General features: G+C 63.8%; 12 protein-coding genes and 1 tRNA gene. 6 read left to right on the top strand and 7 right to left on the bottom strand.

What is annotated here, in order from left to right; genetic code table 11:
• Window positions 1-30 precede the first annotated feature (30 nt).
• Window positions 31-1,188: a hypothetical protein gene (locus N430_RS27020; RefSeq protein ID WP_110639770.1), complete on the bottom strand. Its 1,158-nt coding sequence runs from the start codon at window positions 1,186-1,188 to the stop codon at window positions 31-33.
• 67 nt (window positions 1,189-1,255) lie between these two features.
• On the opposite strand from N430_RS27020, the gene N430_RS27015 reads away from it, so the two are divergent.
• Window positions 1,256-1,840, top strand: a complete 585-nt coding sequence (locus N430_RS27015) for a D-Ala-D-Ala carboxypeptidase family metallohydrolase (RefSeq protein ID WP_110639771.1) — start codon at window positions 1,256-1,258, stop codon at window positions 1,838-1,840.
• Here N430_RS27015 and N430_RS27010 read toward each other — a convergent pair.
• A complete protein-coding gene (locus N430_RS27010; protein ID WP_110639772.1) occupies window positions 1,780-2,694 on the bottom strand; it encodes a LysR substrate-binding domain-containing protein in 915 nt (304 codons plus the stop codon). The genes N430_RS27015 and N430_RS27010 overlap by 61 nt on opposite strands.
• Window positions 2,695-2,939: 245 nt before the next feature.
• Between N430_RS27010 and N430_RS27000 the strand changes: the two genes are divergently transcribed.
• Window positions 2,940-3,551, top strand: a complete 612-nt coding sequence (locus N430_RS27000) for a LysE family translocator (protein WP_110639774.1) — start codon at window positions 2,940-2,942, stop codon at window positions 3,549-3,551.
• 65 nt (window positions 3,552-3,616) lie between these two features.
• On the opposite strand, the gene N430_RS26995 is transcribed toward N430_RS27000, so the two are convergent.
• Window positions 3,617-3,693 (bottom strand) — tRNA-Met (locus tag N430_RS26995).
• 95 nt (window positions 3,694-3,788) lie between these two features.
• On the bottom strand, window positions 3,789-4,721 hold the full coding sequence (locus N430_RS26990; protein ID WP_256592193.1) for a FecR domain-containing protein: 933 nt from the start codon (window positions 4,719-4,721) through the stop codon (window positions 3,789-3,791).
• A 181-nt stretch (window positions 4,722-4,902) separates the two neighbouring features.
• Here N430_RS26990 and N430_RS26985 point away from each other — a divergent pair, with 181 nt between their 5' ends.
• The 3 genes from N430_RS26985 (at window position 4,903) to N430_RS26980 (ending at window position 7,713) form a co-directional block, all read left to right on the top strand.
• The gene (locus tag N430_RS26985; protein ID WP_110639776.1) at window positions 4,903-6,114 is read left to right on the top strand and encodes an MFS transporter; all 1,212 of its coding nucleotides are present in this window, start codon (window positions 4,903-4,905) and stop codon (window positions 6,112-6,114) included.
• A gap of 205 nt (window positions 6,115-6,319) precedes the next feature.
• Complete coding sequence (locus N430_RS29545; RefSeq protein WP_165837390.1) at window positions 6,320-6,463, top strand: hypothetical protein; 144 nt, start codon at window positions 6,320-6,322, stop codon at window positions 6,461-6,463.
• An 89-nt stretch (window positions 6,464-6,552) separates the two neighbouring features.
• Window positions 6,553-7,713 carry an MFS transporter gene (locus N430_RS26980; RefSeq protein ID WP_110639777.1) on the top strand — a complete coding sequence of 387 codons (1,161 nt, stop codon included), beginning with the start codon at window positions 6,553-6,555 and terminating at the stop codon, window positions 7,711-7,713.
• 57 nt (window positions 7,714-7,770) lie between these two features.
• On the opposite strand, the gene N430_RS26975 is transcribed toward N430_RS26980, so the two are convergent.
• The 3 genes from N430_RS26975 to N430_RS26965 form a co-directional block, all read right to left on the bottom strand.
• The gene (locus tag N430_RS26975; protein WP_110639778.1) at window positions 7,771-10,242 is read right to left on the bottom strand and encodes a TonB-dependent receptor; all 2,472 of its coding nucleotides are present in this window, start codon (window positions 10,240-10,242) and stop codon (window positions 7,771-7,773) included.
• A gap of 95 nt (window positions 10,243-10,337) precedes the next feature.
• A complete protein-coding gene (locus tag N430_RS26970) occupies window positions 10,338-11,294 on the bottom strand; it encodes a FecR domain-containing protein (RefSeq protein WP_110639779.1) in 957 nt (318 codons plus the stop codon).
• Window positions 11,281-11,796, bottom strand: coding sequence for a sigma-70 family RNA polymerase sigma factor (locus N430_RS26965; RefSeq protein ID WP_110639780.1), 516 nt, complete (start codon window positions 11,794-11,796; stop codon window positions 11,281-11,283). The genes N430_RS26970 and N430_RS26965 overlap by 14 nt, the downstream gene beginning before the upstream one ends.
• A gap of 174 nt (window positions 11,797-11,970) precedes the next feature.
• On the opposite strand from N430_RS26965, the gene N430_RS26960 reads away from it, so the two are divergent.
• Window positions 11,971-12,597 carry a DNA-3-methyladenine glycosylase gene (locus N430_RS26960; RefSeq protein ID WP_110639781.1) on the top strand — a complete coding sequence of 209 codons (627 nt, stop codon included), beginning with the start codon at window positions 11,971-11,973 and terminating at the stop codon, window positions 12,595-12,597.
• Window positions 12,598-12,859 lie beyond the last annotated feature (262 nt).

The raw sequence follows: 12,859 nt of genomic DNA, 5'->3' as shown, positions 1-12,859 counted from the left end.
GGTTTACCCGCGAAGAGGCCAGCGAGTCGATCACAGCTCCCGCGGCACGACCTCGACCGGCTTCTTCAGGTCCCGCAGGCTGCGGGTCATCTCCCCGGTATTGCACTTAGCCGCTGACTGCTCCGGCGTGTAATTGCGTACGGTGCGGAAGAACAGCTCACAGGTCTGCTTCTTCTGCGTCACTTGCCATTTGGTCGAGCAGGCCTCCAGGGTCATCTTCGGTTCGGCCCCCGGGTTACGCCCCATCCCCGCCTGCCAGCAGGCCGCAGTCAAGTCCTGCCCCATCATCTTCAGCCCCGCCGCATCGGCTGCATCCTGATCGCCGCCATGGCTGTCCTTGTTTGCCGCATACCAGATCGCACTCGGATGGTTGGCGCCCAACACCGGCACCTGAGCGCCCGCCTGCGGGCTGATGCTGACCAGGCCCAGCACATTCACCTGTGGCCCGTACTGTTGCTGAATCCAGCTGCGCACCGGTGCACCGAAGGCGACCATGGGCAAGGGTTTGGCGGTGTTCTGCAGGGTCATCTCCTTGACCATGCGCAGCTGGTAGTCCTTGAAGTAGCCGTAGGTGCCGGTCAGGGCATCGCCCGCACTGGCGGGGGCGGCTATCGGGGCGATGTCGATGATGGTCTGGTAGGCCGGGGTCTGGCTGGCGTCGACGCCGTTGAAGGTCAGCAGTTCGGCCCATCGGTCGGTGGTATTGGAGCGCAGGTAGTCCTGGGCCTTGGTCAGCGAATAGTCCGGCGGGAAGTGCAGCAGTTCGATGCTGCGGCGGTTCTGCAAGGCCATGCCCAGCGGCAGGAACAGGTACCAGTCGTAGGACCACTTGCCGTCCTTGTTCAGCTGGGTGGCACCCTTGTAGGCCAGCTCGCCGCTGTCGAGCAGCTTGCGCAGGGGCTCGACATAGTTGGCGGGCACGTCGCTGATAGTGGCATGCAGCCGGTCGTGCTCGCGGCTGACGTGGACCTGGGCGTTGGCATGGCCGTCGCGGCGTACGCTTTGGGTCAGGTAGTGCTCGACGGTCTGCTCCAGCGTCCAGTCGCGGTAGCAGATCACGTGGCAATTGTTGGGGAAGGCGAACAGTCGGGTGACGCGCTGGGCGTCGCCCAGGTCGATGTGCGCGTCGGCCAGGGCCAGGCCGCTGAAGGCGAGGGCGGCGAGGCTCGGTAAGGCAGTCTTGTGCATGCTTAACTCCTTGTCAGTGGCCTCCCGGGTTGGCGGCCGTGCTCATACTGAGGCAGGGAGCGTGGGGATGAGAAGAGCAAGCGGGCTGCTGCTGGCTGCAGGTGTGCTGTCGAGCACAATGGCGCTGGCGGACGAGCGCGACGTATGGATGTTCGCGCAGTGGGCGGGTGACCATCAGACCCGGCCGTTTCGCGAGATGCTGGTGGATGCGCGTCTGTATGGTGTGGTACCTATCCATCAGCTGCTGCGTTCGGCGTCGGACTGGAAGTTGTGCCATGCCGCGCCGTTCGCGGTGCCACCGGTCAGCAACTGGCCGGCAGTGCGTTCCACGTTGTCGTTGCTCAATACCCTCGACAGGCAAGGCATCTTGCGCCAGTTTGAAGTGGTTTCGGCCTACCGCAGCCCCGATCTCAATCGCTGCGCGGGCGGCGCCGTGGGCAGCGCCCATACCCGCGCCTTCGCGGTCGATATCCTGCTGCCGGCCTGGGCCGACCCCAATCCGTTGTGCCGCTTCTGGCAGCAGCATGGTCAGGCCTGGAACATGGGCCTGGGGCGCTACCCGAGCGGGCGCATCCACATCGATACCGCGGGTTATCGCACCTGGGGTGGTGATGGTGGTTCGGGCTCGTCGTTCTGCAGCAAGCCCAGGTGAGTAAGGCAGGCCTGGCATTCACTCATCACCCAGTCGGCGAAACGTTGGCGCTTGCCACCATCGCTCAGTGGCTGCGGGCTGAGCAGGTAATAGGCTGAGCCATCGCGCAGGAAGCCGAACGGGGCGTGCAACTGGCCGCTGTCGAGTTCGTCACGCACCATCAATGCTGAGGCGATGGCCAGGCCCAGGCCGGCGCTGGCGGCCTGTAGCGACAGGTAGAAGTGTTCGAAGTCGCTGCGCTCGCTGTGGGTTGCCTGCCGTTCGCCCAGGCGCAGCCAGGTGGGCCAGGCGTTGGGGCGGGTGCTGCTGTGCAGCAGGCGTTGGCCGTCCAGGTTGTCGCTGTTGGTGCGGCTGACCGGGCCAATCCACTCGTCGCAGATTTTCAGGCTGTGCAGCGCCGGTGGCCAATGGAAGTCATCCCGGCGTAGCGCCAGGTCGACCCCGCTGCGGGCAAAGTCCACCGGCCCGCCGGCAGCCACCAGATGCAGTTGCAGGTCCGGGTGCGCGGCATGGAAGCGTGGCAGGCGTGGGATCAGCCAGCGCATGGCGATGGTTGGCTCGCAGGACAGCACCAGCACGTTGTCGCGTTCTTGCTGTTGCAGGCGCTGCACCGCGCCTTCGAGCTGTTCGAAGATCGCCTGGGTGGTGCCGTGCAATGCCCGGCCAGCGGCGGTGAGGAAGATCGCCCGGTTGCGCCGTTCGAACAGTTCGACGCCCAGGCTTTCCTCGAGCAGGCGTACCTGGCGGCTGACGGCGCCGTGGGTGACATGCAGGCGCTCGGCGGCGCGGACGAAGCTTTCGGTTTCGGCGGCGATGTCGAAGTAGCGGAAGGCGGTGAGGGCTGGCAGTTTCATGGGGTCCCTGTTTGCCTGTGCCGGCCTCTTCGCGGGCACGCCCGCTCCCACATGTACTGCACAACCTCCAGGCTTGCTGAGGTCCCTGTGGGAGCGGGCATGCCCGCGAAGAGGCCCGAACGGGCTTTGGATATCTGTCAGGAAAACTATCAGATCTGCTTCACTTTAAATCGTTTTTTTCCCGCCAGGCAGCTCTCGATAATAGGTGCATCTGTGCTTTCTCATCGTCTATCGAGGCATTTCCCTTGACCGAGCTCATTGCTGTCGCCCTGTTCACTCTCCTGGCCGTCATCAGTCCTGGCGCCGACTTCGCCCTTGTCACTCGCAGCAGTTACGCTCAGGGCCGCAAGGCCGGGCTGGCTGCCGCGGTGGGGATCGCTCTGGGCGTGCAGGTGCATGTGCTGTACACGGTACTGGGTATCGCCGTGGTCATCAGCCAGAGCCCGGCGCTGTTCCTGGCCATGAAAGTGCTCGGTGCGGGCTATCTGATCTACCTGGGCTATCAGTCGTTGACCAATACCAGCCGTATCAGCCTGGAAGGGGAGGTGGCGCAATCCGGTGTGCTGGCTGCGTTGCGCACAGGCTTCATGACCAATGCCCTAAACCCCAAGACCATGCTCTTCGTCGTCAGTGCCTACACCCAGGTAGTGCGGCCGGGCAGTTCATTGGGCGTGGATTTCGCCTACGGGGCATTCATGTCGTTCGCTCACTGGGCCTGGTTCAGCCTGGTGGCGTTGTTCTTTTCCCGTGCGGGGTTGCGTGCGCTGATGATCGCAAGGCAGCGGCTGGTCGACCGAGTGATCGGTATTGCGCTGATCGGTCTGGGGCTGGCCGTGGCGGTCGCCGGGGTGCGTTGATAGGGCGGGACTTTTTTGCAGGCAAAGAAAAAGGGCCTACCTTGCGGTAAGCCCTTTGACTTGTTTGGTGGCTACACAGGGACTTGAACCCCGGACCCCAGCATTATGAATGCTATGCTCTAACCAACTGAGCTATGTAGCCGATGGGGCGCATTATTCCCTTGTGATGGACCTGTGTCAACACTCATTTCAAAAAAAATTGCACGCCTTTCAAAAACTTAGCGACCGACCCCGGTTTCAGCGGACGATCAGCCACTGCCCGAGCACGCCGTACAGCTGCAAATGCTGCTCGGCAGCCAGTGCCGCCAGGGTTTCGCCCGGGCGGTCGAGGTTGAAGTCGCCACTCACCCGTCGATAGGCAGTCTGCTCATCCATCAGCCAGACCCGACGGCCCTGATAGCTGGCCAGGCGCTCGATGACCTGTCCCAGGGGCAGGTCGCTGGCGCGCAGGTGGCCGGTGCGCCAGGCATCCGCCGTCTTCACGTCGGCTTTCTGCACCGGGTTGATCCGTGCCTCGCTGAAGGTCACTCGTTCACCCGCCGACACCATGCGCTGGTCGCCGCCCTGGATGACCATGGCCTTGCCATTGAGCACCACCAGTTCATCTTGATCGGCATGGCGCGCCACCATCAGGCGGGTGCCATACACCTGGATACGGGTATCGTCGACCTGAACCTCCATGGCGCGGCCATCGAGCACCACCTCCAGGTACACCTGGCCTTGCACCAGGTGCAATTGGCGCGTGCGCCCGCGCAGGTCGACGTTCATCGCGCTGGCGCTGTCCAGGTGCAGCGTTGAACCGTCAGCCAGGCGCACGCTGCGCCGCTCACCCACATCGGTAGCCAGTTCGCTGGCCAGGCGTTGCATCAGCGGCCAGTAAAGATAGGCAACAGCGCCGAGCAACAGCAGGAACAGCACGGCCAATACCTTGCCCAGGTAGCTACGGCGGACCTTGAGCAAACGCGGCCGTGGCCGGGCGGGGGGCACCTGAAGTTGCTGCCAGCACGCTTCCAGTTCGGCATAGGCGTGCGCATTACGTGGCTCCTGGCACCAACGGCCGAATGCCTGGCGTTCGCCTTCATCACAGCCGGGCTGGCGCAGGCGGGAAAACCACTCCAGCGCTTCCTGCTGAGGATCGGCCTGAATCTGCGTGGCGGGCATCGGGCTCATGGGTCGGTGTGCTCGCGTGAGGGCGGTTTCGCCCAACGATTACGGGGGAAGGTAGGTTGAGGATGCTAAATATATTGAGAACCATTTACAAGTACGCATTGCAGGTTAAACAAAAAGGTAGCTATGTATCTATTTGTTTCCCGATAATCGGATCCCAAACCTGCGGACGGAATTCAAGCTCATGGCCATCAGCAGCACCCCCACCGCCAGCACCGGTTCGGCGAACCAAGCCAACCCGCTGGTGATGCGCATCATCGCCTTCTGCGCCTTGGCGCACCTGATCAACGACCTCATTCAGTCGGTGCTGCCGGCGATCTATCCGATGCTCAAGGCCAACTACGACCTGAGCTTCGCCCAGATCGGCATGATCACCTTGACCTTCCAGATCACCGCCTCGCTGCTGCAACCGTGGGTCGGCTTCTTCACCGACCGCAGGCCGACGCCCAACCTGTTGCCGCTGGGCACCCTGTGCACCTTGGTGGGGATCGTCATGCTCGCCTTCGTCGGCAGCTTCCCGATGATTCTGCTGGCCTCGGCACTGGTCGGCATCGGTTCGTCGACCTTCCACCCGGAGACCTCGCGGATCGCGCGGCTGGCCTCGGGCGGCCGTTTCGGCCTGGCGCAGTCGACCTTCCAGGTTGGCGGCAACACCGGTTCTGCCTTCGGCCCGTTGCTGGCGGCGGCCATCGTGATTCCGTTCGGCCAGACGCATGTGGCCTGGTTCGGCGTGGCGGCGCTGTTCTTCTTTGCCGTGACCCTGATGCTGCGCCGCTGGTACAAGGAGCACCTGAACCAGGCCAAGGCGCGCAAGGCGGTGCAGGCCACCCACGGCATCTCGCGCGGGCGGGTGATCGCGGCGCTGGTGGTGCTCGGGTTGCTGGTGTTTTCCAAGTACTTCTACATGGCCAGCTTCACCAGTTACTTCACCTTCTACCTGATCGAGAAGTTCAGCCTGTCGGTGGCCAGCTCGCAGCTGCACCTGTTCCTGTTCCTTGGTGCGGTGGCGGCGGGGACCTTCTTCGGTGGGCCGATCGGTGACCGCATCGGGCGCAAGGCGGTGATCTGGTTCTCGATCCTGGGTGTGGCGCCGTTCACCTTGGCGCTGCCGTATGCCGACCTGTTCTGGACCACGGTGCTCAGCGTGGTGATCGGTTTCATCCTGGCCTCGGCGTTTTCCGCGATCGTGGTGTATGCCCAGGAGCTGGTGCCGGGCAGTGTGGGCATGATTGCCGGGGTGTTCTTCGGGTTGATGTTCGGCTTTGGCGGGATCGGTGCGGCGCTGTTGGGGTACCTGGCTGATTTGCGCGGGATCGAGTACGTGTATGGTTTGTGCTCGTTCCTGCCATTGTTCGGCTTGTTGGCGGTGTTTCTGCCAAATACCGGTAAGCGTTGACATCGCTGGGGGCTGCTTTGCAGCCCTTTCGCGACACAAGGCCGCTCCCACAGGGATTGCACATCGCCAGGCTGACACTATCCCTGTGGGAGCGGCCTTGTGTCGCGAAAGGGCCTCGCAGAGGCCCCAGCGGCAATTGACGACTTGGTCAGGCTTGGCCTAGAGTGCCGCCTCTCTTTTCGACACCTGCGTAGTAGCCACAGCAATGCGCCGTACCCAATCCCTCCCACACGCCCGCCAGCCTGCCCTCCAGGCCATGCGTCGTGCGTGGCCGAGCGATACGGTGCTCAAGCGTCGCCGCAGCGTGCTGTTCGCCTTCACCTTCTCGCCACACCAAGCCCTGAACTGACATCTCCGCGCCTTTGCGTCGCCCGCCTTTCCGGCGTGCGTGTGGGCGCCTGTATCTGCGCGTCTTTTCAGTTTTGCCTGGAGTGGTACATGAACATGCGTTTGCTGGCGGGCCTTCTGTTCGCCGTATCGGTGGTGGGCTTCAGCCTGGGGGCCAGCCTGCCGCTGGTGTCGTTGCGCTTGCACGAGGCCGGTGCCGGCACCCTGGAAATCGGTGTCATCTCGGCCATCCCGGCCGCGGGCATGATGCTCTCGGCGTTCATGGTCGACGCCTGCTGCCGGCACCTGACCCGGCGCACCATCTACCTGCTGTGCTTCAGCCTGTGCACCGTGAGCATCGCCTTGCTCGATTCGGCGTTCGATACGCTGTGGCTGCTGGCCGTGCTGCGCCTGGGCCTGGGCATCGGCATGGGCATCGCGATCATCCTCGGCGAGTCCTGGGTCAACGAGCTGTGCCCGGACCACAACCGCGGCAAGATCATGGCCCTGTACGCCACCAGCTTCACCGGCTTCCAGGTGCTTGGCCCGGCGCTGATCGCGCTGATTGGTGCCGACAGCCCGTGGATCATCGGCGTGGTCACCATCGGTTATGGCCTGGCCCTGCTGTGCATTCTGCTGACAGTGCCCAACGACCATGTCGAGCACGGCGAAGAAGGCGAGAAAAGCTTCGGCCTGGCAGGCTTCTTCCGCGTGGCGCCGGCGCTGTGCGTGGCGGTGCTGTTCTTCTCGTTCTTCGATGCCGTGGTGCTGTCGCTGCTGCCGGTGTATGCCAGCAGCCATGGCTTTGCCGTGGCCGTGGCGGCGCTGATGGTGACCGTGGTGTTCGCCGGCGACATGGTGTTCCAGCTGCCGCTGGGCTGGTTGGCCGACCGCGTCGAGCGCACCGGACTGCACCTGGTGTGCGGGCTGGTGGCGATGGCCATCGGCATCGCCCTGCCATGGCTGCTGCAGGTGAGCTGGTTGCTGTGGCCGATGCTGGTGCTGCTGGGCGCGGTGGCGGGCGGCATCTACACCCTGGCGCTGGTGCTGATCGGGCAACGCTTCAAGGGGCAGGACCTGGTTACCGCGAATGCCAGTGTAGGCCTGCTGTGGGGCGTCGGCAGCCTGGTCGGGCCGCTGGTTAGCGGGGCGGCGATGGATGTGGCGCCACATGGCCTGCCGATGGCGCTGGCGCTGATGGCGGGGCTGTTCGTGTGCTTTGCCCGGCAGTCGTACCGGCGGGTGGGGAAGTTGCGGGCAGTTGCCGATTGAGGATGCCTGCACCGGCCTCTTCGCGGTCTTGTCCCGCGAAGAGGCCGGTGCAGGATTTCAGAACGTCCCGCGTAGGGTCACCGACACGTTGCGTGGATCACCCCAGTAATATCCGGTCGGCGTTGGCGCCACCTGGCGGTAGTACTTGCGGTCGAAGATATTGTTGGCATTCAACTGCAACGAGTAGTTGTCGTTGAAGCGGTAGTTGACCATGGCGTTGTACACCGCATACCCCGACTGTGACGCCACCGCCGTGCCGCTGCGGTTGTAGATGTCGCTCTGCGCTTGCACCCCGCCACCTATGGTCCAGGCCTCCAGCTCGCCCGGCAGGCGATAGGAGCTGAACAGGCGCAGCATGCGCTTGGGGTCGGTGGTGCGGATGGCATTGCCGGTGTTGCTGGTGGTGTCCTTGAGGTACTCGGTGGTGTTGTAGGTGTAGCCACCGCTGACGTTCCAGCCCGGCAGCACTTCACCGGAAATCTCCAGCTCGAAGCCCTGGCTGCGGTTCTTGCCCGCCGCGACCTTGCAGTAACCCGAGGTGTAGTTGGGCAGGCACGGGTTGGGGCCGCTGATGTCGTCCAGCGGGTTGCCCACCTGGTAGATGCGGAAGAACGCCAGTGAGGTGTTCAGCCGCCCTTCGTAGAACTCGCCTTTGATCCCGGTCTCGTAGGCTTCACCCGTAGTCGGTTCGAGCACCGAGCCGGTGACGTCGGTGGCGGTCTGTGGGTTGAAGATTTCGGTATAGCTGGCGTAGGTGCTGAAGTTGTCGTTGAGGTCGTAGATCAGCGCGGCGTACGGCACGATCTTGTTGTCGACGCTGAACTTGCCATTGCTGCGCGTGTTGTTTTCCTGCTCGTAGTCATACCAGTTCGAGCGCGCGCCGATGATCGCGGTGAGTGGGTCGGCCAGCGATATGCGCCAGCTGGCGTAGGCGCCTTCCTGGGTGGTACGGGTACGCACGGGGTGGGCGGTGATGTCGATGTGCGGGTTGGCCAGGCTAGTCTTCGGGTCCCACTCACGGATGTCGAACACGCCCGAACTGACGAAGTTGGTTGCCGAGGCGTAGGAGTTATTGCGAATGCGCTCCACGCCAAGCATCAGCTCATGGGTGCGGCCGAGCAGGTCGAATGGCCCGTTCAGCGTGGCGCTGAGGTTGTTCTGCAGGCTTTCACCGCCATCGCCTTCGGTCACCTGGTAGTTCATCAGGTACGGGTTGTTGGTCGGGTTGGCGGCACCGCTGGCGCGGGTGAAATACGTCTGCTTGAAGCCGTCGTCGGCCAGCTCGAAGTGGGTGCGCTGGGCCATCAGCTTGAGCTTCCAGTCGTTGTCGAAGTGATGCTCCAGTTCGGCGAACGTCTGCAGGTTGCTGCGGTTCCAGCGGTTCCAGTCAGCACCCAGGTAGGTGCTACGGCCCAATGGCAGGGGCGAGCCGTCGTAGTTGGCAGGCAAGTTGCCCCAGGCGCCAGTGGCGTCGAGCTTGGTCCACTCAAGGCCAGTGGTCAGGGTGGTGCTGTCGTTCAGGTCGAAGGCCAGCACGCCGTAGAGCACTTCCTTGCGTTCCTGGCGCGCTTCCTGGAAGTGGTCCTTGTCATCGTGCACGGCAATCACCCGGCCACGCACGTTGCCGGTTTCAGTCAGCGGGCCGGAAATGTCCGCCACGTAGCGCTGGGCGTCCCACGAGCCCAGGGTCACGCTGCCTTCGCCCTGGTACTCATAGGTTGGGCGCTTGCGCACCAGGTTGACCGTGCCCGACGGGTTGCCGGCACCGCGGATCATGCCGGTGGCGCCGCGCAGGATCTCGGCGCGGTCGATGATTGCCGAATCGCTCTGGATGAACGAACCGCCACCGCTGCTTTGCACCACGGTGGCACCGTCATACTGGATGGCATCGATCGCATAGCCGCGCGAGTAGTACTGCACCCGCTCGCTGTCGGTCAGGTTCACGACTACGCCGGGCGTCTGCTCCAGCAAGTTGGTGAGGTTGGTGATGTTCTGATCGTCGATGCGTTGACGGGTGACCACCGTGACCGACTGCGGGGTGTGGCGAAGGCTTTGCGCGGTCTTGCCGATGGTCACTGCGCCGGTAGTGTATGAACCGCTGTTCTCGGTGGTTTCGCCCAGGCGGTCAGAAGAAATGCTGGTGGCCCCCAGCTCCAGCGCGCCGCCCGCATCCATGGCCGGGATCAGCAGGAAGCTGCTGTCACCTTCCTGCTGCACCTGCATATCGCTGCCTTGCAGCAAGATCGACAACGCCCCGGCGCCATCATGCCGGCCCTGCACGCCACGAGTGGTCTTGCCTTGCAGGCTGGAGGCATCGAACGACAGGTTCAGCCCGCCTTGGCGAGCCAGCTGGTCCAGCGCGGGGGCCAAAGGGCCGGCTGGAATGTTCCAGTCGATCTGCTGCTGGCTGGCTGGCGCCGCCAGTGCCGCCAGCGGAAGTGCCAGGCCAGCGCCAAGGCCAAGGCCGAACACGGCAGCGCGCACAGCCTGGCGCAGCCGCTCGTTGCGGGGGGAACTCGGGTGAATCATCGACCGCTCCTGAAGGTTTCGTAGACCACTTTTCGGGCTTTGTTCCTTCAGGCCGGACGAGAATGAGATTCCACCTCATTCTTTTTTGAAAAACTTCAGGCCGCGCCGATGCTGACCCAGTAACGCGTGCGGTAATCGATACGCACCGGCAGGCTGCGCGCAAGCAGCTGCAGGATCCGTTCGCTGTCGCCCAGCTGGTAGGTGCCTGAGACTTTCAGTTCGGCCACTTCCGGCGCACAGCGCAGCAAACCAGGGCGGTAGCGCGCCAGTTCGGCGACAAATTCGCCGAGCGGCATCTGCTGCACGCTGAGCACGCCATCGGTCCAGCCCCACGGGTCGGCGTGCAGGTTGGCCGGTGAGTAGGCGCCGTTCGCCGACACTTGCAGTACTTCGCCGGCATGCACCAGGCGTGGCGAGGCGGAGTAGGGGAATAGCGTGACCTCGCCGCGGCGCACGGCCAGCAGCAGGCCCTGGTCGTTCTCACGCAGCAGCAACTGGCCGTCGCGGGTGGCCAGCGGGCCAAGGCGGGTATTGATGCGGAACGGTCGACTGTCGCTGGCGTTGCTGTCCAGGCTGAACTCGCCACGCACCAGGGTCAGTTCGCGTTGGTCGGTGCTGAAGTGCAGGTCGATGGCACTGGCGGTGTTGAGTTGGATGTGGCTGCCATCACTGCCCTGCAAGCTGCGGCGTTCGCCGGTTGCCGTGCTGTTGTCAGCCATCAGCGCCGGCAGCCCGAGGGGCTCTCGGGCGGCCCAGCCGAGGCTGCCGCCGACGGTCAGCACGGCCAGCAGCTTGAGGTGGTCACGACGGCTGATGCGCTGGCGCTGGCTGCCCTCCAAGGTACGCCGGCTCAATGTGTTGGGCAGCCCGGCGAGCTCGTTGCTGAGGCCGCTGACCCGCTGCCAGGCCAGGGCGTTCTGTGGGTGGCTGGCCAACCATTGCTGAAATTGTTGCTCGGTAGCCGGGCTCGGGGTATCGAAGCGCAGTTTGACCAGCCATTCGATGGCCTGGTCGACCTGGGCTTGTGCGGGTGCGCGTTCAGAGTTCGGCATAGCGCAACCGGTAGCAGGCGCCCAGGGCCTTGGCCAGGTCGCGCTCGACGGTGGCCCGTGACACTTCAAGGCGCAGCGCAATTTGCGGGATGCTCAGGCCGTCGAGCTGGGCCAGCAGGAAGGCCTGGCGGGTACGCGGCTTGAGCTGGTGCAGGGCCCGGTCGAGGCGTTCGAGGGTATCGAGTATGACCAGTCGGTGTTCTTCGCTGGGCACTTCGCCCTCGGGCAGCAGCGCCAGGCTTTCCTGATAGGCGCGCTCCAGCGCCCGGCGACGGAACTGGTCGATCATCAGCCCGCGGGCGATGCTGCTCAGATAGGCGCGTGGTTCTTTCAGCGCGGACACCTGGCGTGCGCGCAGCAGGCGGACGAAGGTGTCCTGTGCCAGGTCGGCCGCGTGCTCCTGGCAGCCGACCCGGCTGCGCAGCCAGCCACGCAGCCAGGCGTGATGGGACTGATAGAGCAGGGCGACCTCGGTCGGTTTGAGCGTGTCGTTGATCTGCATCGAATCGAAGGCCTGGTCCCGTGGAGTGCGCGTGATTGTGAATGGTTCTCAATTCTATGCGGGGAAACACGCACTGAGCAATGGCATACCAGAAATTAGCCGCGCAAGAAGCGGCGTTCGCCCGAAGAATGGCTGGGCTAAGCTGGACCTGCCTTGAACCCACAGGAGCTATGGATGATCCTCGCCGACCTTTCGCCTGACGCTTACAGAGAAGCCACTGAATACCTGGCTGCGCTGGACCCGGACTGGGCGCGGCATATCGAGGTGACCGGGCCCTGCCTGCATCAGGCAACGCCAGGGCGTGAACCTTATGAAGCACTGGTGCGGGCGATTGCCTATCAGCAACTGCATGCGCGGGCGGCCGAGGCGATCCTGGGGCGGTTGCTGGCGTTGTTCCCTGGGCAGGTGTTTCCGGCGCCAGAACAGTTGCTGGCGGTCAGCCCAGAAGCGATGCGCGGGTGCGGCTTTTCGGCGAGCAAGCTGGCGACCATTCAGGGTATTGCCCAGGCAAGCCTGGAGGGCGTGGTACCGAGCCGGGAGGAGGCTTTGGCCCTTGCCGATGATGCCTTGATAGAGCGCCTGGTGCCCTTGCGTGGGGTGGGCCGTTGGACAGTGGAAATGCTCTTGATCTACAGCCTGGAGCGTTCGGATATCCTGCCCGTGGACGATTTTGGCGTGCGCGAAGGGTATCGCCGGCTCAAGGGGGTGGACAAGGCACCAACTCCGGCACAGATGCGTTCGCTCGGTGGTGGCTGGAGCCCATATCGGACGGTGGCTGCCTGGTACCTGTGGCGGGCCTGATTTTTTGCATGGGCATTACCGGCCCTTTCGCGGGTAAACCCGCTTGTATGGTAGGACTTGAAGGGAGGAGGAGGGTCATAACTCGCTTCTGACTGTTCGCGCAGTACAGACCGTGGGAGAAATCACCCCTCCTCCTTTCAGCACCCAAGCGCCGATAAGGAATGCCTCGCGAGCAAGCGACAATAGAAGCAAGCCTGCGCCAGGGTGTGCCCTTCAAGTCACACTACGCTACAAGGAGCAGCTATTCATGGCAACGTCCGCA

Source organism: Pseudomonas sp. CC120222-01a, assembly GCF_003097235.1.
GTDB lineage: Bacteria > Pseudomonadota > Gammaproteobacteria > Pseudomonadales > Pseudomonadaceae > Aquipseudomonas.
Note: the sequence above shows the minus strand (reverse complement) of the source record. Positions and strands in the feature narration are given on the sequence as shown.